Source organism: Kitasatospora sp. MBT63 (genome assembly GCF_000710465.2).
Classification (GTDB): Bacteria; Actinomycetota; Actinomycetes; order Streptomycetales; family Streptomycetaceae; genus Kitasatospora.
The window spans coordinates 1-19,572 of record NZ_JAIZ01000029.1; the positions used below are offsets into that span (position 1 = coordinate 1).

The 19,572-nt window shown below is 74.4% G+C and carries 18 protein-coding genes, 1 tRNA gene and 1 pseudogene; 11 read left to right on the forward strand and 9 right to left on the reverse strand.

Going from position 1 to position 19,572, the window contains the following annotated elements; all coding sequences use genetic code 11:
• Positions 1–235 precede the first annotated feature (235 nt).
• Together AA75_RS01755 and pyrE are read left to right on the forward strand one after the other, a co-directional pair.
• Positions 236–1,162, forward strand: coding sequence for a hypothetical protein (locus tag AA75_RS01755; protein WP_051811575.1), 927 nt, complete (start codon positions 236–238; stop codon positions 1,160–1,162).
• Between the two features lie 33 nt (positions 1,163–1,195).
• Positions 1,196–1,747: an orotate phosphoribosyltransferase gene (gene pyrE, locus AA75_RS01760; RefSeq protein WP_033817879.1), complete on the forward strand. Its 552-nt coding sequence runs from the start codon at positions 1,196–1,198 to the stop codon at positions 1,745–1,747.
• 107 nt (positions 1,748–1,854) lie between these two features.
• Here the strand turns inward: pyrE and AA75_RS01765 are convergent, their stop codons facing one another.
• Positions 1,855–2,571, reverse strand: coding sequence for a DedA family protein (locus AA75_RS01765; protein WP_033817880.1), 717 nt, complete (start codon positions 2,569–2,571; stop codon positions 1,855–1,857).
• Positions 2,572–2,888: 317 nt separating this feature from the next.
• Here AA75_RS01765 and fbaA point away from each other — a divergent pair, with 317 nt between their 5' ends.
• The 3 genes from fbaA (at position 2,889) to AA75_RS01780 (ending at position 5,512) form a co-directional block, all read left to right on the forward strand.
• Positions 2,889–3,911: a class II fructose-bisphosphate aldolase gene (gene fbaA, locus AA75_RS01770; protein ID WP_033817881.1), complete on the forward strand. Its 1,023-nt coding sequence runs from the start codon at positions 2,889–2,891 to the stop codon at positions 3,909–3,911.
• A gap of 87 nt (positions 3,912–3,998) precedes the next feature.
• Positions 3,999–4,412 carry a DUF3151 domain-containing protein gene (locus AA75_RS01775; RefSeq protein ID WP_033817882.1) on the forward strand — a complete coding sequence of 138 codons (414 nt, stop codon included), beginning with the start codon at positions 3,999–4,001 and terminating at the stop codon, positions 4,410–4,412.
• 335 nt (positions 4,413–4,747) lie between these two features.
• Positions 4,748–5,512, forward strand: a complete 765-nt coding sequence (locus AA75_RS01780) for a DUF3152 domain-containing protein (RefSeq protein WP_149037888.1) — start codon at positions 4,748–4,750, stop codon at positions 5,510–5,512.
• 27 nt (positions 5,513–5,539) lie between these two features.
• Here AA75_RS01780 and AA75_RS48920 read toward each other — a convergent pair whose 3' ends face one another.
• From AA75_RS48920 to purS, 5 genes are all read right to left on the reverse strand, one after another.
• The gene (locus AA75_RS48920) at positions 5,540–7,177 is read right to left on the reverse strand and encodes a hypothetical protein (RefSeq protein WP_033817884.1); all 1,638 of its coding nucleotides are present in this window, start codon (positions 7,175–7,177) and stop codon (positions 5,540–5,542) included.
• A 148-nt stretch (positions 7,178–7,325) separates the two neighbouring features.
• A complete protein-coding gene (locus AA75_RS01790) occupies positions 7,326–8,153 on the reverse strand; it encodes a sterol carrier family protein (protein WP_033817885.1) in 828 nt (275 codons plus the stop codon).
• Positions 8,154–8,269: 116 nt separating this feature from the next.
• Positions 8,270–10,525 carry a phosphoribosylformylglycinamidine synthase subunit PurL gene (purL, locus tag AA75_RS01795; protein ID WP_033817886.1) on the reverse strand — a complete coding sequence of 752 codons (2,256 nt, stop codon included), beginning with the start codon at positions 10,523–10,525 and terminating at the stop codon, positions 8,270–8,272.
• Entirely contained in the window at positions 10,525–11,202 is a 678-nt protein-coding gene (gene purQ, locus AA75_RS01800) for a phosphoribosylformylglycinamidine synthase subunit PurQ (RefSeq protein ID WP_033817887.1), read from the reverse strand. Before purQ ends, purL begins: the two co-directional genes overlap by 1 nt.
• The gene (gene purS / locus AA75_RS01805) at positions 11,199–11,453 is read right to left on the reverse strand and encodes a phosphoribosylformylglycinamidine synthase subunit PurS (RefSeq protein WP_033817888.1); all 255 of its coding nucleotides are present in this window, start codon (positions 11,451–11,453) and stop codon (positions 11,199–11,201) included. The genes purQ and purS overlap by 4 nt, the downstream gene beginning before the upstream one ends.
• Before the next feature lie 467 nt (positions 11,454–11,920).
• Here purS and AA75_RS01810 point away from each other — a divergent pair, with 467 nt between their 5' ends.
• From AA75_RS01810 to AA75_RS01835, 6 genes are all read left to right on the forward strand, one after another.
• Positions 11,921–12,238 carry an Lsr2 family protein gene (locus AA75_RS01810; RefSeq protein WP_033817889.1) on the forward strand — a complete coding sequence of 106 codons (318 nt, stop codon included), beginning with the start codon at positions 11,921–11,923 and terminating at the stop codon, positions 12,236–12,238.
• A gap of 129 nt (positions 12,239–12,367) precedes the next feature.
• A tRNA-Gly gene (locus AA75_RS01815) sits at positions 12,368–12,443 on the forward strand.
• A 160-nt stretch (positions 12,444–12,603) separates the two neighbouring features.
• On the forward strand, positions 12,604–13,629 hold the full coding sequence (locus tag AA75_RS01820; protein ID WP_051811577.1) for an ABC transporter ATP-binding protein: 1,026 nt from the start codon (positions 12,604–12,606) through the stop codon (positions 13,627–13,629).
• Positions 13,626–14,462, forward strand: a complete 837-nt coding sequence (locus AA75_RS01825; RefSeq protein WP_033817890.1) for an ABC transporter permease — start codon at positions 13,626–13,628, stop codon at positions 14,460–14,462. Before AA75_RS01820 ends, AA75_RS01825 begins: the two co-directional genes overlap by 4 nt.
• Positions 14,463–14,574: 112 nt before the next feature.
• Positions 14,575–15,831: a sensor histidine kinase gene (locus AA75_RS01830; RefSeq protein ID WP_033817891.1), complete on the forward strand. Its 1,257-nt coding sequence runs from the start codon at positions 14,575–14,577 to the stop codon at positions 15,829–15,831.
• Positions 15,828–16,442, forward strand: coding sequence for a response regulator transcription factor (locus tag AA75_RS01835; protein ID WP_033817892.1), 615 nt, complete (start codon positions 15,828–15,830; stop codon positions 16,440–16,442). The genes AA75_RS01830 and AA75_RS01835 overlap by 4 nt, the downstream gene beginning before the upstream one ends.
• 61 nt (positions 16,443–16,503) lie before the next feature.
• On the opposite strand, the gene AA75_RS01840 is transcribed toward AA75_RS01835, so the two are convergent.
• The 3 genes and pseudogenes from AA75_RS01840 to AA75_RS01850 all read right to left on the reverse strand — a co-directional run.
• On the reverse strand, positions 16,504–17,403 hold the full coding sequence (locus AA75_RS01840; RefSeq protein WP_033817893.1) for a phosphoribosylaminoimidazolesuccinocarboxamide synthase: 900 nt from the start codon (positions 17,401–17,403) through the stop codon (positions 16,504–16,506).
• A 128-nt stretch (positions 17,404–17,531) separates the two neighbouring features.
• Entirely contained in the window at positions 17,532–19,094 is a 1,563-nt protein-coding gene (locus AA75_RS01845; RefSeq protein WP_033817894.1) for a N,N-dimethylformamidase beta subunit family domain-containing protein, read from the reverse strand.
• A gap of 165 nt (positions 19,095–19,259) precedes the next feature.
• Positions 19,260–19,572, reverse strand: a pseudogene (locus AA75_RS01850) (hypothetical protein); the annotation flags it as partial.

Below are 19,572 nucleotides of genomic sequence, written 5' to 3' on the forward strand. Positions count from 1 at the left end.
GTCGCTGACCACGGCGGGCCTGCGGGCCGCCGCGGACGCCCTGGCGGCCCGCCGCCCGGCGCGCGGGCCGGGCCCGCACCACCTGCTGGGCTGACCGGCCGGCCACCCGGCACGGCGGGGACCGGCACAGGGACCGGCACGGGGACGGGTCCGTACGTGTACTGCGGGATCGCCCGGCCGGTCCAACCTCGACGCAACTCTCCGCAGCGGCCGGTGAGGTCGGTAGGCTCGCAGCATGGAGCATGAGTTCGTCGTCCCACAGCCCGTCGAGGCCGTCCGGCGGGCGCTGGCCGACCAGGCGTCCGTGGCCGGGTGCGTCCCCGGCCTGACGATCGTGCCGGAGGAGTCCTCGGAGTACGAGCTGTCGGCCCGGCTGAGGCTGCGGATCGGCGGCTCCACGATCACCTACGGCGGGGACTGCGGGACCAGCGAGCGGCCCGAGGGTTACCACCCCGACGAGGAGCCGCCCGGGGCCGAGGAGGACACCGGGCCGGTCTTCCGGGCGCTGCTGTCGGCCGAGGAGGTACGCGGCGAGGGCCTGCTGACGGCGAGGGTCCGGATCTCGGTGCACGAGGCACCCGGCGGGACGCTGGTGCGGCTGTCCGGCTCGGTGGAGATCCAGGGCGGCCGGCTGGCCGACATCCACCCGGGGGTCCGCGACGCCACCGGCCGCCGGCTGCTGCAGCGGAGCGCGGCGGCGTTCGCCGCTCTGCTGGCCGAGCCGCCGGCGCCGGCCGGTGACGGGGACGAGGAGCTGCAGGAGCCCACGGCCACCGTGGTCTACCTGGAGGACCACGCCGCCGAGCGCGACCTGGACGACGACCTCTCCGACCTGATCTCGTTCTCCGACGCCGAGCCGCCGACGGGCCCCGGCCCCGGGCAGCCGTACGAGCCGGAGCCGGTGCTGGCGGGTCCGGTGCGGCGCAGCATCGTCGGGCGGTCGGCGGAGGAGGTCGACCACGCGCCGCCGCGCGGCCGGTACGCCCCGGCGGCGCCGGCCCACAGTGCGCGGGCCCGGGCGGCGTCGCGCTGGGGCGGGGTGGAACCGACCCTGCTGTCCGGTTCGGCCGGCGAGCGCAGTGCGATCCCGTGGGTGATCGGCGGCGGGGTGGCGCTGCTCGGCGGCGCGGTGGTGCTGGTCCGGGCGCTGCGTCGGCGTTAGCCCGCGGCGGGGCACGGCCTAGACTGGCTGCTCATGAGCATCGACCGCAGCAACGACCGCGACGCCCTGCTGGCGCAGATCAAGGACAAGGCCGTCGTGCACGGCAAGGTCACCCTCTCCTCCGGGCTGGAGGCCGACTACTACGTCGACCTGCGCCGCATCACGCTGGACGCCGAGGCGGCGCCGCTGGTCGGCAAGGTCATGCTGGACGCGACCGCGGAGCTGGAGTACGACGCGGTGGGCGGTCTGACGCTGGGTGCCGACCCGGTGGCGGCCGCGATGCTGCACGCCGCCGCCGCGCGCGGCCGCAAGCTGGACGCGTTCGTGGTCCGCAAGGCGGGCAAGGCGCACGGTCTGCAGCGGCGGATCGAGGGTCCGGACGTGAAGGGCCGCCGGGTGCTGGCGGTCGAGGACACCTCCACCACCGGTGGTTCGGTGCTGACGGCGGTCGAGGCGCTGCGCGAGGCGGGCGCCGAGGTGGTGGGTGTCGCGGTGATCGTGGAGCGCGGTGCGGCGCCGGCGATCGAGAAGGCCGGTCTGCCGTACGTCACGGCGTACACCCTGGACGACCTCGACCTGGGCTGATCCGGGTCGGCGGCCGCGCGAGCGGGCCGCGGACGAACGGCCGGTTCCCGCACTGTTTCACGTGAAACAGTGCGGGCACCGGCCGTTCCGGGTGTCCGTGGGGGTGGTCAGCCCCGGCGGTGGCGGCCGCCCGCCACCGGGTGCTGCTCCTCGGCCTCGACCCCGGCGGCCTTCTTCTTCCTGCGCTCGCGGAGCACCTCGACGATGACCGGCGAGACCGAGATCAGGATGATCAGCGCCATCGCGGGGATCAGGTACTTGTCGATCACGGGGGCGAGCGAGTCGCCGGTGAAGTAGCCGATCAGCAGCATCGACTCGGTCCACAGCACGCCGCCGACCACGTTCCAGACGAAGAACGTCCGGGCGGGCATCTCCAGGGTGCCGGCGACCGGGTTGAGGAAGGTGCGGACGACCGGGATGAAGCGGGCCAGGACGACGGCCTTGGCGGGGCCGAACTTGTCGAAGTACTCCTCGGCCTTCACCACGAACTCGCGTCGGAAGATCTTCGAATCGGGCTTGTCGAACAGGCGTGGGCCGACCTTGGCGCCGAACAGGTGCCCGAGCTGCGCGCCGGCCACGGCGCAGATCGGCGCGCCGATCAGGAGCAGCGCGATCGGCAGCCGGGCGCCCTCGCCGAGGACCGAGGAGGCCGCGCTCGAGGCGGCCACGCCGGCCAGGATCAGCAGCGAGTCACCGGGCAGGAAGAACCCGATCAGCAGGCCGGTCTCGGCGAAGATGATCGCGAGCAGGCCGATCGCGCCCAGGGAGGAGATCAGCGACTTCGCGTCGAGCACGTTGACGGCGAGCTGGTTGTAGGTGTCCACGCGCGCAGGATAGCGCCCCCGGATTACCGGGGCCCTTACGGCGGCCTCCGGGGCCCCTTCGGTCCCCCGTACACCGTCCGTCCCAAGTGGCGGGCCGCCGGGTGTCCCGGGGGCGGAGTCTGGGAAGATGACAGCGGTGTCCGCCCCGCGGTCGTGGACCACCCTCTCCCCGTGCCGCGTCGGACCCGTCGATCCTGGTACCACCAAGCCGCACCGCCTTGAGTCGCGTCGGCCCGGTGCCACAACGTCGTACCACTGGCGTACTGAGCATCGGACAGCGTCGTCCGATCGCCCCACACCGACAGGAGCGGATTCGCATGCCCATCGCAACTCCCGAGGTCTACAACGAGATGCTCGACCGGGCCAAGGCGGGCAAGTTCGCCTACCCGGCCATCAACGTCACCTCCTCGCAGACGCTGCACGCCGCGCTGCGCGGCTTCGCCGAGGCCGAGAGCGACGGCATCATCCAGATCTCCACGGGTGGCGCGGAGTTCCTGGGCGGCCAGCACAACAAGGACATGGTGACCGGCGCCGTCGCGCTCGCCGAGTTCGCGCACATCGTGGCCGCCAAGTACGACGTCACCGTCGCGCTGCACACCGACCACTGCCCGAAGGACAAGCTGGACGGCTACGTCCGCCCGCTGCTGGCGATCTCCGCCGAGCGCGTGGCCAAGGGCCTGAACCCGCTGTTCCAGTCGCACATGTGGGACGGCTCCGCCGAGACGCTGGCCGACAACCTGGCCATCGGCGAGGAGCTGCTGGCCCAGGCCGTCGCCGCCAAGATCATCCTCGAGGTCGAGATCACCCCGACCGGCGGCGAGGAGGACGGTGTCTCGCACGAGATCAACGACGAGCTGTACACCACCGTCAACGACGCCGTCCGCACCGCCGAGGCGCTCGGCCTGGGCGAGCGGGGCCGCTACCTGCTGGCCGCCTCGTTCGGCAACGTGCACGGCGTCTACAAGCCGGGCAACGTCGTGCTGAAGCCGGAGCTGCTGCGCGAGCTGCAGGACGCGATCGGCAAGCAGTACGGCAAGACCGACCCGTTCGACTTCGTCTTCCACGGCGGCTCGGGCTCGACCGCCCAGGAGATCGCCACCGCGCTGGAGAACGGCGTCGTGAAGATGAACCTCGACACCGACACCCAGTACGCCTTCACCCGCCCGGTCGTGGACCACATGTTCCGCAACTACGACGGCGTGCTGAAGGTCGACGGCGAGGTCGGCAAGAAGAACACCTACGACCCCCGCACCTGGGGCAAGCTGGCCGAGGCCGGCATGGCCGCGCGCGTGCTGGAGGCGGCCCAGCAGCTGCGCTCGGCGGGCAACCGCATCAAGTAGCACCTGCCGCCGGTGCCCCCGTACGGTCCGCCGCGCGGGGGCACCGGCGTCTTCGTTCCCCACCCGGTCAGTGGTTGACTGGGCCCCATGAGCATTCACGAGAACCTGCTCGGCGGACCGCCGCCGACCCACCTGCCGGCCGAGACCGGCCCGCTGGAGCTGCTGGCCTCGGGTGCCACACCCGCCGAGGTCGCGGCCAAGTTCCCGACCTCCTCGCTCGCCTGGGCGCAGCTGGCCGACGACGCCTTCGTGGCCGGCCGGACCATCGAGTCGTACGCCTACGCCCGCACCGGCTACCACCGCGGCCTGGACGCGCTGCGCCGGTCCGGTTGGAAGGGCCACGGCCCGGTGCCGTGGGAGCACGAGCCGAACCGCGGCTTCCTGCGCGCGCTGCACGCCCTCGCCCGGGCGGCCGGCGCGATCGAGGAGAAGGACGAGTACGAGCGCTGCACGCAGTTCCTGCGCGACTCCTCGCCGACCGCCGCCGACACGCTGGGCTGAGCCGGTCCCCCGATCCGAACCGCCGATGCCCGGGGCCCGCGCCCCGGGCATCGCCGTCGGCCGGGGGCGGGCGGGAACCGGTGGCGGCGCCGGCGCGTCGAGGAAGTGTCGAGGACGCACGGAGGGTCGGGACCCTCGGCGTGCATACCGAGTATGTAGACAAAGTCGGCACGCCGTGCGAGGCTGACCCGGATGGCCCTCGTCGCACCGCAGTTGACCGGTCATCACGTCCCGTCGTCGAAGAGAGAGGGCCCGTAGTGCCCGACTCCCGCTCCTCCAGGCGTGCCCCGGCCCGTGGGCGCAGGCGCGCCAGGCCGAAGCGCCGCCGGCTCGGGATGGGCATCGCGCTGGCGGGTTCACTGGCGGTGCTGGGCGGCACGGTGGTGGCCCTCGGACTGCCGCAGGGCACGCCGGGCAGCAGCGGGCCGAGCCGGCAGGCCCGGGCGGTGCCGAGCGAGAGCGGGGAGCAGTCGCCGTCCGCGGCCGCGCCCGTGCAGCCGGCCAGCACCCCGCCGCCGGCCCCGGCCCCCGCGCCCGCCGGGACCCCGACCGGCACCTTCGTGACCGCCGCGGCCAACGGCCCGGCCGTCGGCAAGGGCAAGATCCGGCGCTACCGGGTCGAGGTGGAGAACGGGATCGGCATCGACCCGCAGGCCGCCGCCGGCGAGGTGCAGGCCATCCTGGCCGACAAGCGCGGCTGGACCACGGACGGGCGCACCGGCTTCCAGCTGGTCGCCGACGGTGCGTACGACTTCACCATCAAGATTGCTTCACCGGGGACCACCGACAGGATCTGCGCCACCGCGGGCCTGAACACCCAGGGTGAGGTGAACTGCGACGTCGGCGATCAGGTGATGGTCAATTCCAAGCGCTGGGAGACCGGTTCGCCGCAGTTCACGGGCCCGATCGAGGAGTACCGGGCGCTGATCGTCAACCACGAGGTCGGCCACCGGATAGGCCACGGCCACGAGGGCTGCCCCGGCCCGGGCAAGCCCGCGCCCGCGATGATGCAGCAGATCTACGGCCTGAACGGCTGCACCCCCAACGCCTGGCCGTACTCCGCGGACGGCAAGTACCTCAGCGGCCCCAAGGTGGCCTGAGACCGGGCCCACGGCCCGCTACGGCCGCTACGGCGCGGCGGCCCCGGCCCGTACCGCGGCGATGCCGTCCGCCGTCCCGAGCACCAGCAGCTCCCCCGCGAGCGCCAGCGCCCACACCGGCGAGCCCAGCCGCAGGTCCAGCGGCGGCGCTCCGGGCCGCCACAGCCGCACCAGGCCGTCCGCCCAGGCGGCGGCCACCGTCAGCCCCTCCCCCGTGGCGTCGGCGGCGACGGCCGCGACCTCCCTGGCCCGCCGCTCCAGCACCTCGGCCGGATCCCCGGAACCGGGCCGCCACAGCCGCACCGCACCGTCGAACCCGCCGCTCACCAGTACCGGCCGCCCGTCCGCGAAGGCACCGGCCAGCGCGGTCACCGGCCCCTGGTGCAGCGCGGCGGCCGACACCCGGCCGTCCGGGTCCCGCCAGTGCAGCGTGCCCCGCTCGTCCCCGAGCGCCGGGAGCGCGCCGGGCAGACCGGGGACGGCGGCGACCGCGCTCGGCCCGCCGCCGGCCAGCGCCTGCAGCTCGGCCAGTGCCTCACCCGGGCGGCTGTCGGCCTCCGCGGCGGACGGCACCACCAGGCCGTGGCCCCGGGCGTCCAGCAGCACCACGCTGCCGCCGGGGGTAACCGTCAGCCCGCGCAGCGGCTCCGGCCCGGGGGCCGGCACCCGGGCCAGCGGACGGCCGGAGGCCGCGTCCACGGTACGGACCGTCCCGCCCGGGTCGGCGAGCAGCAGCTGGCCGGCGTACGAACCCGCGCCGAGCGCCAGCGAGGAGACCGGACCGGGCCAGCCGAAGGCCGAGTTGGGCCACATCGCCCACACGCAGTGCCAGGGGGCGTCCGGCTCCGCCAGCCGGTCGGCCGCCGGCCCGTCCAGACCGATCAGCCGGGTCCGCAGCACCGCGGCCCGTACGGCGGGGTCGCGCTCGCCGACCAGTGCCGCCCCGGTGGCCCGCCACAGTTCCGGGAGGGTGCCCGGCAGCTCGCCCAGCGCGGCGGCGACCGCCACCGGGTCCTCGTGGGCGAGCAGCCGGGGATCGGCGAGCAGCTCGGCGGGGTGCGGGCCGGGCGGCGGGCCGGCCGGCTCGTGCGGACCGCCGAGGGCCGCGCCGGGACTCGGGTACCGGGCCGGGTCGGCGCCGGCCGTGGCGCACCAGGCGGTGAACCGGGCCCGGTCGGTCCACTGCTCCAGCGCGAGGTCGAGCACGGCCGGGTCGGCGACCTCGGTGAACCCGCCGACGGCCTCGGCGCCGCCCTCGACCACCAGCCTGACCTGCGGCGAGCGCAGCAGCGGGTCCAGCAGCCCGGCCACCAGCCGGTCCGGGTCCAGGGCCCGGGCGAGGTCCGGGACGCAGATCACGGTGGGGCGGTCGTCCTCGGCCAGGGCGGCGAGCAGTTCCTCGGGGGTACGGGCGGGCAGTTCCAGCAAGCGCCCCAGCAGCCAGGCGGCGCTGCGCGGGTCCGTCCCGGCGGCGGGCAGCACGGCGTGCACCCCGGTGCCGCTGTCGGCCAGCCAGGACAGCAGGTGGGTCCGGCCCGAACCGGGCGGTCCCACGACCTGGCACAGCCGCGGAGCCCGGGCGTCGCCGAGCCAGCCCAGCAGCGCCAGGCCGGCCGGGCGGCGGCCCGCCCGCAGTGGCGGTATCCGCCGACCCTCTGCACCCACGCCAAGTCCCCCTTCAGAGCCCGCGGCCGGTCCATCGCCATCCGGCCGGCCGTCGGCGCCCCGAGCTTACTGACCGGTGCCCGTCAGGTCTCGGCCCAGCACCCCGCCTCCGCCCGCTGACCGCCCTCCGCCCTCGACCGCGGGCCGGTCAGCCCAGCACCGGCAGGTAGGCGCTCAGGTCACTGCGCTCGCCGCTGGCCGTCACCTCGGCCGCCTCGACGGCGCCCGCCCAGTCCGCCCGGCCGGTGGCGAGCCGGATCCAGACCAGCGGGGCCGCCTCGACCACGTTCGGCGGGGTGCCCCGGGTGTGCCGGGGGCCCTCGACGGCCTGCACCACCGCGTACGGCGGCACCCGCAGCTCGACGGCGCCGCCCGGCACCTGCGCGGCGAAGGAGTCGGCGAGCAGTCGGGTGACGGCGGCCAGCGCCTGCCGGTCGTGCCGGAAGCCGGTGATGCCCAGCGCGTGGGCCAGGTCGTCGGCGTGCACCACGCTCTCCACCAGCCGGGTCACCAGCATGTCGGTGAGCGTCATCGAGCCGAGCCGGATCTCGAACCGCCGGCCCGCCAGTGCGTCGGCCGGGCCCGCCAGCAGGGCCAGCAGCAGGTCGGCCTCCCGGTCGAACGCCTCGGCGACCTTCGCCGGGCAACCGTCGAAGTCGGCGGCGGCGTGCGCCCGGGCCGCCTCGTCGAGGGACGGTGCCAGCGCGGCGACACCGGCGACCCACTGGGTCAGGGCGAGCGGCGCCCGGCCCTGCTGCGGGTCGTCCAGGTGCCGTGGCACCCAGCCGAGTTGCAGGGCCAGGTGGGCCAGCAGCTCGCGCACCCGCCAGCCGCCCAGCCGGGTCGGCCGGGCCAGCAGTTCCTCCGCCGCGGGATCGGCGCACAGCACGCGGACGGCGGCCCGCAGTTCCTCGGTCTGCGCGGCCAGCGCGGCGCGCACCTTCGCGGGGTCGTAGCTACGGGTCCGGTTCGCCATGTCCGGAAGGCTAGCGCGGACCGGCGACACGCCCGGCCCCCGCGGATCCCGGGAGCGGCCCCGAACGCGCGGAGGGCGGCCCGCCGCTCGCGCGGGCCGCCCTCCGTCGGGTCCGATCAGCTGATCAGGGCCTCGATCACACCGGTGTGCGCGTCCTTCAGCTCGGCCAGCGAGACGGTGAACTGGCCCTGGACGTCCAGGACATCACCGTCGACCACGCCGATCCGGGCGACCGGCAGGCCGCGGGCGCCGCACATGTCGTTGAACCGGAGCTCCTCGCTGCGCGGCACGGACACCACGGCCCGGCCGGCCGACTCGGAGAACAGGAACACGAACGGGTCGAGCTCCGCGGGCACCACGATCCGCGCGCCCTTGCCGCCCTTGAGGCAGCTCTCCACCAGCGCCTGGCCCAGACCGCCGTCGGAGAGGTCGTGCGCCGCGTCGATCATGCCGTCGCGGGAGCCCGCGATCAGGATCTCGGCGAGCAGCCGCTCGCGCTCCAGGTCGACCTTGGGCGGCAGGCCGCCCAGGTGGCCGTGGACGACCTCGGTCCAGGCGGAGCCGCCCAGCTCGTCGGCGGTGTCGCCGAGCAGGTAGAGCAGCTGGCCCTCCTCGGCGAAGCCGATCGGGGTGCGCCGGGTCACGTCGTCGATCACGCCCAGCACCGCGACCACGGGGGTCGGGTGGATGGCGGTCTCGCCGGTCTGGTTGTACAGCGAGACGTTGCCGCCGGTGACCGGGGTGCCGAGGATCTGGCAGGCGTCGGCCAGACCGCGGGTGGCCTCGGCGAACTGCCACATCACGTCCGGGTCCTCGGGGGAGCCGAAGTTGAGGCAGTCGGAGACGGCGAGCGGCTTGGCGCCGCCGGCCGCGACGTTGCGGTACGCCTCGGCCAGTGCCAGCTGGGCGCCGGTGTACGGGTCCAGCTTGGTGAAGCGGCCGTTGCCGTCGGTGGCGACCGAGACGCCGAGGTTGGTCTCCTCGTCGATCCGGATCATGCCGGAGTCCTCGGGGGTGGCCAGCACCGTGTTGCCGAGCACGTAGCGGTCGTACTGGTCGGTGATCCACGCCTTGGAGGCCTGGTTCGGGGAGCCCGCGACGGCCAGCAGGGCCTCCTTGAGCGCCTCGCCGGTCGCCGGGCGCAGCAGCCGCCCGGCGGTCGGGGCGTCCGCCTGCAGCGCGTCCTGCCAGCTCGGGCGGGCGTACGGGCGCTGGTAGACCGGGCCGTCGTGGGCGACGGTGCGCGGCGGCACGTCGACGACCTGCTCGCCGTGCCAGAAGATCTCCAGGCGCTCGCCGTCGGTCACCTCACCGATGACGGTGGCGATGACGTCCCACTTCTCGCAGATCTCCAGGAAGCGGTCGACCTTGCCGGGCTCGACGATGGCGCACATGCGCTCCTGCGACTCGCTCATGAGGATCTCCTCCGGCGAGAGCGTCTTGTCGCGCAGCGGCACGGTGTCCAGCTCGATCCGCATGCCGCCGGAGCCCGCCGAGGCCAGCTCCGAGGTGGCGCAGGAGAGTCCGGCGCCGCCGAGGTCCTGGATGCCGAGCACCAGCTTCTCGGCGAAGATCTCCAGGGTGCACTCGATCAGGAGCTTCTCCTGGAACGGGTCGCCGACCTGGACGGCCGGGCGCTTGGCCGGGCCGGTCGCGTCGAAGGTCTCCGAGGCCAGCACCGAGACGCCGCCGATGCCGTCGCCGCCGGTGCGGGCGCCGTACAGGATGACCTTGTTGCCGGCGCCGGAGGCCTGCGCGAGGTGGATGTCCTCGTGCTTCATCACGCCCACGCACAGCGCGTTGACCAGCGGGTTGCCCTGGTAGCAGGAGTCGAAGACGACCTCGCCGCCGATGTTCGGCAGGCCCAGGCAGTTGCCGTAGCCGCCGATGCCCGCGACGATCCCGGGCAGCACGCGCCGGGTGTCGGGATGGTCGGCCGCGCCGAACCGCAGCGGGTCCATCACGGCGACCGGGCGGGCGCCCATCGCCAGGATGTCGCGGACGATGCCGCCGATGCCGGTGGCCGCGCCCTGGTAGGGCTCGATGTACGACGGGTGGTTGTGCGACTCGACCTTGAAGGTGACCGCGTAGCCCTGGCCGACGTCGACCACACCGGCGTTCTCGCCGATGCCGACGAGCATCGCGTCGCTGGCCGGGGCCTTCTCGCCGAACTGCTTGAGGTGGACCTTGGAGCTCTTGTACGAGCAGTGCTCCGACCACATCACCGAGTACATCGCGAGTTCGGCGCCGGTGGGGCGGCGGCCGAGGATCTCGCGGATCCGCGCGTACTCGTCCTCCTTGAGGCCGAGTTCGGCCCAGGGCTGGACGGAGTCCGGGGTCTGCTCGGCGTTCTTGACGGTATCCAGGGACATCAGGCGTTCACCAGCTGCTTCAGGACGGACGTGAAGAAGCCCAGGCCCTCGGTGGTCGGGCCGGTGAGCGGCTCCACCGCGTGCTCGGGGTGCGGCATCAGGCCGACGACATTGCCGGCGGCGTTGGTGATACCGGCGATGTCGCGGTACGAACCGTTCGGGTTGACCTCGAGGTAACGGGCGACCACCCGGCCTTCGGCCTCCAGCTCGTCGAGGACATGCTCGTGCGCGACGAAGCGGCCCTCGCCGTTCTTCAGCGGGACGACGATTTCCTGGCCCTGGGAGTAATCGCCCGTCCAGGCCGTGGTGGCGTTCTCGATCCGCAGCTTCTGGTCGCGGCAGGCGAAGTGCAGCGAGTAGTTGCGGGTGAGCGCACCGGGCAGCAGGTGGGATTCACAGAGCACCTGGAAGCCGTTGCAGATACCGAGGACCGGCATTCCGAGCCTGGCCTGCTCGATGACCGTCTCCATCACCGGCGAGAAGCGGGAGATGGCGCCGCACCGTAGATAGTCGCCGTAGCTGAATCCGCCCGGCAGGACGACGGCGTCGACCTGATGGAGATCCTTGTCACGGTGCCACAGGGCGACCGGCTCGGCGCCGGCCAGGCGCACCGCGCGCTGGGCATCGCGGTCGTCGAGCGAGCCGGGGAAAGTGACGACGCCTACGCGGGTGGTCACTTGCCCTCCTCCTCGACCCGGACGGTGAAGTCCTCGATCACGGTGTTGGCGAGGAAGGTCTCGGCTGCTTCGCGGATGCGGGCGAGGGCGGCGTCGTCCACCGGCCCTTCCAGCTCCAGCTCGAAACGCTTGCCCTGGCGGACGTCGGCGATCCCGTCGAATCCCAGACGCGGCAGCGCACGCTGCACCGCCTGTCCCTGGGGGTCGAGGATCTCCGGCTTGAGCATGACGTCGACTACGACGCGTGCCACTGGCACTCCCGGTGGTGTCGTGCGTGAAGGCGGGGGGACCTTCAGACTACCTGGGCTTTCGGGCGTGATTGCGGCCCGGACATAGCGACGCGCGTAGACCATCGACCCTTACGCGACAAGGGTTCCGGGCCTCTCCGCACCCCGCGTACCGGCCGGTTTTCCGGCCGGTTAATGCCCCGCGACGGCCCTCGCCGAGAACACCCGAATACCCGCACTCCGGACAGATCGACCACCCCTATCATCCGGGTATCCATCCTCGCGAGCATCACGTGAATTTCCGGAAAAAGGAATCCACAGCCCTTCGTATTCAGCCCCCTTTGGGTGCAGAATAGGGCGACCGGCAGCCGCGGGTGCGGCGTATCGGCATGGCCGTGAGCCTGCCCTCGTACGCCCGCTCCACCGGCCACCGGGGCACCCGGGGCACTTCCGACACCCGGCGGCCGAATTGCCCGAGAGGATTGACACCCATGGCTCAGCGTGTAGTCGTCACGCTCTCCGACGACCTGGACGGCGGCGCCGCCGCGGAAACCGTCCACTTCGGCGTCGACGGGAAGTCGTACGAGATCGACCTGTCTGCGGACAACGCCGAAAAGCTGCGGGAGGCCCTCGCCCCGTTCGTCGCGGCCGGGCGCCGCCAGAGCCGCACCGGAAAGTCCTTCCGGCGCACCGCGCTCACCCCGGACCCGGCCGCGGTCCGCGCCTGGGCCCAGTCCAACGGCATGGAGCTGCCGGCCCGCGGCCGCATCCCGAAGCACGTCTACGAGGCGTTCGCCGACGCCAACTGAGACCGGCCGCCGCCCCACCCTGCCTCCCCGGAGGTAAGGGTGGGGCGAGCACTCCGATCGATGTTGTAGAGTAATTCTCGTCGCCGCAACGGGGAAGACCCGGAGAGGCGACCGGCGCCCAGGCGCCGTGCGGACGTGGCTCAGTTGGTAGAGCATCACCTTGCCAAGGTGAGGGTCGCGAGTTCGAATCTCGTCGTCCGCTCCAGTACGAAGGGCCCCCTCGACGAGGGGGCCCTTCGGCGTTTCCCCGCCCGGGGCCGCCGGGCCCCCGTCTGACATTTGTCACCGCCGATCCGTGGATCCGCCCCGGCGGCCGGTGACGGGACGCACTGCCCGCGCTGCCCGGCCGGCGGAACGCTGGATGCATGACCGACACCAGTCACCCCGCGCCCGTCATCGAGGCGGCCGGGCTCCGCCGCCGCTACGGACCGGCCGACGAACGCGGCTTCGACGCCCTGCACGGCCTGGACCTCACCGTCCGCCGGGGCGAGCTGTTCGCGCTGCTCGGCACCAACGGCGCCGGCAAGACCTCCGCCATGGAACTGCTGGAGGGCCTGGCGGCACCGACCGCCGGCCGGGTCCGCGTACTGGGCCTGGACCCGTACCGGGAACGGGCCGCACTGCGCCCGAGGATCGGCATCATGCTGCAGGAGGGCGGGTTCCCCGGTGACCTCACCGTCGCCGAGACCGTCCGCAGCTGGGCCGGCCTGACCAGCGGTGCCCGGCCGGTCGACGAGGCCCTGGACCCGGTCGGTCTGCGGCACCGCCGCGACGCGCGGGTCAAGCAGCTCTCGGGCGGCGAGCGCCGGCGCCTGGACCTGGCGGTGGCCCTGCTGGGCCGGCCCGAGGTGGTGTTCCTGGACGAGCCCGGCAGCGGGCTCGACCCCGAGGCCAGGGCCGCCGTGCGGCAGCTGGTCCGCGGGCTGCGCGAGCGGGGCACCACCGTGCTGCTCACCACCCACCATCTCCAGGAGGCCGAGGAGCTGGCCGACCGGCTGGCGATCATGCACCACGGCCGGATCGTCACCGGCGGCACCGTCGCCGAGGTGATCGCCGGACACCCCGCCCGGATCACCTTCGAGCTCCCGGAGCGCCGCGGACCGTACGGGACGCTCGGGCTGCCCGCGCTGGACGGCGCCGAGGTCACCGCCGAGGGCCGCCGGATCACGGTCCGCACGTCCGCCCTGCAGACCGTCCTCACCGCCCTGCTGGGCTGGGCCGCCCGGCACGGGATCACCCTGGCCGGGCTGGACGCCCGCAGCGCCTCGCTGGAGGAGGCCTTCCTGGCCGTCGCCGCCGGGCCCGCCGATGCCGCCGATGCCGCCGATGCCGTCTGGTCCGGCGGCGTCCCGGCGACCGCCGTCCGCCCGCCGATCGGAGACTCCCGATGACCACCGTCCAGGCGCCGGACACCACCCCGGCCACCACCGGCACCACCACCACCGGCCGGCTGCTCGCCCTGGGCCGGGCCGAGGCCACCCTGCTGCTGCGCAACCGCACCGCGCTGCTCACCGCGCTCGGGCTGCCGGTCCTGCTGGTCGCCGGCGTGCGCGAGGTGCTGCGGCAGCAGGCCTCCACCACCCCGGGACTGGACCTGAACGCCGCGCTGGTCACCGGCGTCACCGGGATCGTGCTGCTGTTCGTCGTCTACTACAACCTGACCGCCGCGTACGTGGCCCGCCGCGGCGAGCTGGTGCTCAAACGGTTGCGGACCGGCGAGGCCCGGGACCTGGAGATCCTGGCCGGCACCGCGCTGCCGTCGGTGCTGCTGGCGCTGGTCCAGTGCGCGGCGCTCGGGGTCGCGGGGGCCGCGCTGCTCGACCTGCCGGTGCCGGTCAACCCGCTGCTGGCGCTCGCCGGGCTCGGGCTCTCGGTGGTCCTGCTGACCGGGCTGGCGGCCCTGTCCAGCGCGTACACCCGGACCGTGGAGAGCGCGGGCATCACCACCCTGCCGGTGCTGATGACCGCCCAGTTCGGCTCCGGCCTGATGTTCCCGCTGGAGGTGATGCCCGACCAGCTGGCCGGCCTCTGCCGGGCGCTGCCCACCACCCCGGCGTTCCTGCTGCTGCGGATCGGCTGGTTCGGCACGGGCGGCTCGGCCCCCGCGACCGGGTTCGCCGGCAGCTGGGGCGCGGGCGCCCCGCAGCTGGGCCTGGCCGTGTGCTGGGCCGCCGCCGTCTGGTGGGCCGCCCGACACCGGTTCCGCTGGGAGCCCCGCCGCTGAACCGCCGGGGCCGGGCCGAACCGGCGGGGCTGGCCCCGCGCGGGCCCGCCGGGATAGGAAGAGGGCCGGACTGTGCGGGTGGGACCGGACCGTGCGGGTGGGAGGGGACGACATGGACCTGCGGCGACCGCTGCAGCGCTGGCGGGCCTGCGGCAAACCGCAGCGCACCGAGATCTACATCCGCTGGTCGCTCTACCTGATGGCGCTGATCCAGCCGCTGGCCGTGCTGGCACTGCTCGGCAGCCCCGAGGGCTCGGCGCTGCCCCGGCCGGTGCTGGCGGCCTCCCTGACGGCCTCGCTGGCGGGCACCGTGATGTCGGTGGCCCTGTTCCGGCCCGCGCTCGCCCACTACCTGGGCCGGTCCGCCCGGCCCACCGGCCGGGTGGCGGCCTCCGCCGTGCTGACGGTCGGCTGCGCGTGGGTGGTGCTGCTGCTCCGCCCGGCCGCCCCGGACGGCGCCCCGCCGCCCCACACCGCCCTGATCGCCACGGCCCTGGTGCTCTGGTTCGCCCCCGTGTCGATCGCCCTGACCGACCGCGGCGCCGCCACCCTGGCGGGCGCCGGCGCCCTGCTGCTCACCGCCCCCGTTCTGCTGCTGTCCGGGACGGCGCCCGCGACCACGCTCGGCCTGCTGGCCGGCACCGGCGCCTCGATGGCCCTGATCGCCGTCACCTGCCGCTGCTCGGCCTGGCTGGCCAAGGTGGTCTGGGAACTCGACGACGCCCGCGAACGGCAGAGCCGGCTGGCGGTCGCCGAGGAGCGGCTGCGGTTCTCCCGCGACCTGCACGACGTGCTCGGCCGCAACCTCACCACCATCGCGCTCAAGAGCGAACTGGCCGTCCAGCTCGCCCGCCGGGGCCGCCCGGAGGCCGCCGACCAGATGACCGAGGTGCAGCGGATCGCCCAGGAGTCCCAGCGCGAGGTGCGCGAGGTGGTCCGCGGCTACCGCACCGCCGATCTCCGGGCCGAGGTGGCCGGCGCCCGGTCGGTGCTGCGCGCCGCCGGGGTCGACTGCACGGTCGACCTCGGTCCCGACCCGGCCGCCCTCCCCGCGGTCGCCCAGTCGGTGCTCGGCTGGGTGGTCCGCGAGGCCACCACCAACGTGCTGCGGCACAGCGAGGCCGGACACTGCACGGTACGGCTGCGGACCACCGGCGGCCTGGCCGTGCTGGAGGTCGAGAACGACGGCGTGCCGCCCGGCCGCAAGGACACCGGGCAGCCCGGCACCGGCCTGGCCGGCCTCGGCGAGCGGCTGGCCGCGCACGGCGGCGGCCTGTCGCTCCCGGCGGCGGCCGCGGGCGGCTTCCGGCTCGCCGCGACGCTTCCGCTCACCAGCCCCGCGCCGGCCCCGGAGGTGGCCGCCCGATGACCGCACCCGTACGTGTCCTGCTCGCCGACGACGAACACCTGATCCGGGGGGCGCTGGCCCTGCTGCTCGGTCTGGAGAGCGACCTGACCGTGGTGGCCGAGGCCGCGTCCGGCCCCGAGGCGCTCGCCATGGCCAGGGCGCACCGGCCGGACGTCGCCGTGCTGGACCTGCAGATGCCGGGGCTGGACGGCATCGAGGTGGCCGCCGAACTGCGGCGGACGGTCCCGGAGTGCCGGGTGATGATCGTCACCGGGCACGGGCGGCCCGGCCATCTCAAGCGGGCGCTGGCGGCCGGGGTGCGCGGTTTCCTGCCGAAGACGGTCTCCGCGGCCGACCTGGCCGGGATCATCCGCACCGTCCGGGCGGGCGGCCGGTACGTCGACCCGGAGCTGGCCGCGGACGCGATCAGTGCGGGCGACAGTCCGCTGACCCCGCGGGAGACCGACGTCCTGGAACTCGCCGCGCACGGCACCTCGATCACCGAGATCGCCGAACGGGCCGCGCTGTCCCCCGGCACGGTCCGCAACTACCTCTCCGCGGCCGCCACCAAGCTCGGCGCGCAGAACCGGCACGCGGCCGTCCGGATCGCCCGCGAACACGGCTGGATCTGACCGGGCGGCGGCGGGAGCGGTCGGCCGCCGTGGCCGCCGGCCGCTCCCGGGGCCGGGCCGGTCAGACCCAGGTGGTGCCGGTGAGGCGCTCGTAGGCCTCGGCGTACTTGGCGCTGACCTGCTCGACGACCTCGGCCGGCAGGACCGGCGGCGGGGTCTCGCCGTGGCGGTCCCAGCCGGAGGCGGGCGAGGCCAGCCAGTCGCGGATGATCTGCTTGTCGAAGGAGGGCTGGGCCTGCCCCGGCCGCCACCGGTCGGCCGGCCAGAAGCGGGAGGAGTCCGGGGTGAGCACCTCGTCGCCGATCACCAGCTCGCCGTCCAGCAGCCCGAACTCGAACTTGGTGTCCGCCAGGATGATCCCGCGCTCGCGGGCGATGTCCCGGGCCCGGCCGTAGACGGCCAGCGTGGTCTGACGCAGGTTGGCGGCCAGCTCGGCGCCGATCCGGCGCGCGGTCTCCTCGTACGAGACGTTCTCGTCGTGCTCGCCGACCTCGGCCTTGAGCGCCGGGGTGTAGATCGGGGCGGGCAGCTCGGAGCCGTCCTCCAGGCCCTCCGGCAGCGCGATGCCGCAGACCGTCCGGTCGGCCCGGTACTCCAGCAGGCCGGAGCCGGTCAGGTAGCCGCGGGCGACGCACTCGACCGGGACCATCTCCAGGCTGCGGCAGATCAGCGTGCGGCCCTTCCAGTCGGCGGGGGCGCCGGCCGGGACCTCGGTGGAGATGACGTGGTTGGGCACGATGTCGGCGATCCGCTCGAACCACCACAGCGAGAGCTGGGTGAGGATCCGGCCCTTGTCGGGGATCTCGTTGGGCAGCACCCAGTCGAACGCCGAGGTCCGGTCGCTGGCCACCATCACCAGATCGCCGGACTCGGCCCGGTAGAGGTCGCGCACCTTGCCGGTGTGCAGGTGGACCAGGCCGGGTACCTGGACCGGCTCGGGCTTGGTGACAAATCCGCTCAAGGTCGTCTCAGTCCTCAGGGGTGGTTCGCGTTTCGGCAGGCCGCGAAGGGGAGGTCACTGCCCCCGAGTCTGTCATGGCCCGCCCCGCGGCCCGGCGGCGTCCCCGTCCGCCCCGGGCCGCCGGGCGCTCAGCCGTCCTTGCAGAGGTGGTCGAGCAGGTTGGCGGTGGCCCGCTGGATCCGCTCGTCGGTGTGGCCGGGCCGGTCCAGCGCGGGCGACCAGGCGAAGGTGCCGGCCGCGAAGACGTACGCACCGCTCGGCGCCCGGTAGAGCGAGGTCTCCTGGTGCGCGGGACGTCCCTCGGAGTCCCGGTACGGCGAGTGGGCGAGCAGGATCCGCTCGGTGTGCTCGGGCAGCGGCACCTTGGGGAAGTACCGGTCCGCCTCGCCCGCGACCAGACCCGGCAGCTCGCCGCCCTCCGCCAGGCCGGTGCCCGCCCAGAGCCAGTGCGTGGTGTTGCGGGCCACCATCGGGACCGGCGCCGGGACGCTGCCCGCGTACTGGACGCCGAGCAGCTGCTGCTCGGGCTCGCCGGCGTCCCGCCACAGCGCGCTGGCGGCCCCGGGCACCCCCGCCACCGGGCCGCCGCCCGGGACCCGCTGCCGCTTGCGGCAGTTGAGCAGCCGGTTGGCCTCGCCGGAGGGCCCCGCCGACAGGTCCACCCGCCAGTACATGGTGTTGGCGGACAGGAAGACCAGCGAGGTGCCACCGTCCCGGGCGCGTTCGACGGCCCTGCGCATCGGCTCGGACCAGTACTCGTCGTGCCCGGGGAAGACCAGCGCCCGGTGCCGGTCCGGGTCGACCAGGCCGGCGTGCAGGTCGGAGGCGGTCGCGTAGGAGAGGTCGTAGCCGTAGCGCTCGGCCCAGCGGATGAAGTCGTAGGCGTGGCCGACGTGCAGCGGCAGCCCGGCCCCGGCGTGCGGGCGGTCGAAGGAGACGGTCACGGCGGCCTCGGACTCGCCGACCAGCCGGCCGGCGCCGTCCCAGGCGTGGTAGAGGCTGGCGCCGGTGCTGCCGTTCTCCGGGAACAGGTTGTACGCCTGCCAGGTCACGTCCGGCAGGATCAGCAGCAGGTCGGCGGCGGTGTCGGCGGTGCCGGCCGCGGGGGCCGGCCGGTCCGCGAAGTCCCGTACGGTGAACGGGATGTGGCTGCGGTGCCGGTTGTCCGCGGTGGTCAGCACCGCGACGTACGCGCCGGGCCGCCAGTGCGGCGGGACCTGCAGCCGCCAGGACTGCCACCAGTGGTGGCACGAGACCGTCCGGCCGACCACCAGCGGTGCGGCCTGCGCCAGTCCGGCGATCAGCGGGCTGGAGGTGACCAGGTGGGCGCCGTCGCCGCCGTAGTGGCCGATCCGGTAGACGTCCACGGTGAACTCCCGCGGCGGGTTGACCGTGACCCGGAAGTCGACCGAGCCGCCGGGGCGGATCACCCCGGCCGAGGCGAAGCCCTTGATCTGCTGGTCGACGTCGTCGGAGTTCTTCGGGGTGCCGACCGGCGGCTTCGGCCGCGGCCCGGCCAGCGGCTCCTGGCCGGGGGCGTCCACGCTGACGTACCAGGGGACGGCGGCCTCGACCCCCGCCAGGTACTCGTCCGGACTGCGCAGCCAGGGCAGCGGCCCCTGCCCGAAGGGGTCGGACACGCTGTGCGCCAGCGTGGCGGACTCCCAGCGGCGGTCGAGTTCTCTCCCCACGCGCCCTCCCCAACCAGCGAGTCGCACACCCCCCCGTGTGGCAATTGCCATGCGGATGTGCGTGCGGTCCAGCACACCACACAATGCTGGCGCTGTGTCACCCAACGGTAGCAATTGGTGGCCGGGAACCCGGCGGGCCGGAGCGTCGCCGGGCGCCCGGGCCGGTCAGCCGGGCAGCCGGACCGGGCGCTCCAGCCGCACCCCGGCCGCCTCCAGCCAGGCGCGCAGCGGCTTGTCCTCGCCCTGCTCGACCGCCCGGGCCACCGCCGCGGCCGGCTCGCCGCGGCGGCCACCCGTCATGACCAGCACCGGACCGTCCAGCCAGTCCAGCCCGGGGGTGGCGACCCCGGTGTCGACGGCGGCGCAGCAGACCATCGCGGTGACGTGCTCGACCAGCAGCTCGCGTCCGCTGCGCACGGGTGGCAGCGGGGGCGCGACCCGGGCGGCGCGCGCCACCTGGCCGGCCAGTGCGGCGGCC

Excerpts from the sequence above, each read along its gene's own strand:
- AA75_RS01755 (WP_051811575.1), top strand. The coding sequence starts at position 236 with ATGGAGCATGAGTTCGTCGTCCCACAGCCCGTCGAGGCCGTCCGGCGG.
- pyrE (WP_033817879.1), top strand. The coding sequence starts at position 1,196 with ATGAGCATCGACCGCAGCAACGACCGCGACGCCCTGCTGGCGCAGATC.
- fbaA (WP_033817881.1), top strand. The coding sequence starts at position 2,889 with ATGCCCATCGCAACTCCCGAGGTCTACAACGAGATGCTCGACCGGGCC.
- AA75_RS01775 (WP_033817882.1), top strand. The coding sequence starts at position 3,999 with ATGAGCATTCACGAGAACCTGCTCGGCGGACCGCCGCCGACCCACCTG.
- AA75_RS01780 (WP_149037888.1), top strand. The coding sequence starts at position 4,748 with ATGGGCATCGCGCTGGCGGGTTCACTGGCGGTGCTGGGCGGCACGGTG.
- AA75_RS01790 (WP_033817885.1), bottom strand. The coding sequence starts at position 8,153 with ATGGCGAACCGGACCCGTAGCTACGACCCCGCGAAGGTGCGCGCCGCG.
- purL (WP_033817886.1), bottom strand. The coding sequence starts at position 10,525 with ATGTCCCTGGATACCGTCAAGAACGCCGAGCAGACCCCGGACTCCGTC.
- AA75_RS01810 (WP_033817889.1), top strand. The coding sequence starts at position 11,921 with ATGGCTCAGCGTGTAGTCGTCACGCTCTCCGACGACCTGGACGGCGGC.
- AA75_RS01820 (WP_051811577.1), top strand. The coding sequence starts at position 12,604 with ATGACCGACACCAGTCACCCCGCGCCCGTCATCGAGGCGGCCGGGCTC.
- AA75_RS01825 (WP_033817890.1), top strand. The coding sequence starts at position 13,626 with ATGACCACCGTCCAGGCGCCGGACACCACCCCGGCCACCACCGGCACC.
- AA75_RS01830 (WP_033817891.1), top strand. The coding sequence starts at position 14,575 with ATGGACCTGCGGCGACCGCTGCAGCGCTGGCGGGCCTGCGGCAAACCG.
- AA75_RS01835 (WP_033817892.1), top strand. The coding sequence starts at position 15,828 with ATGACCGCACCCGTACGTGTCCTGCTCGCCGACGACGAACACCTGATC.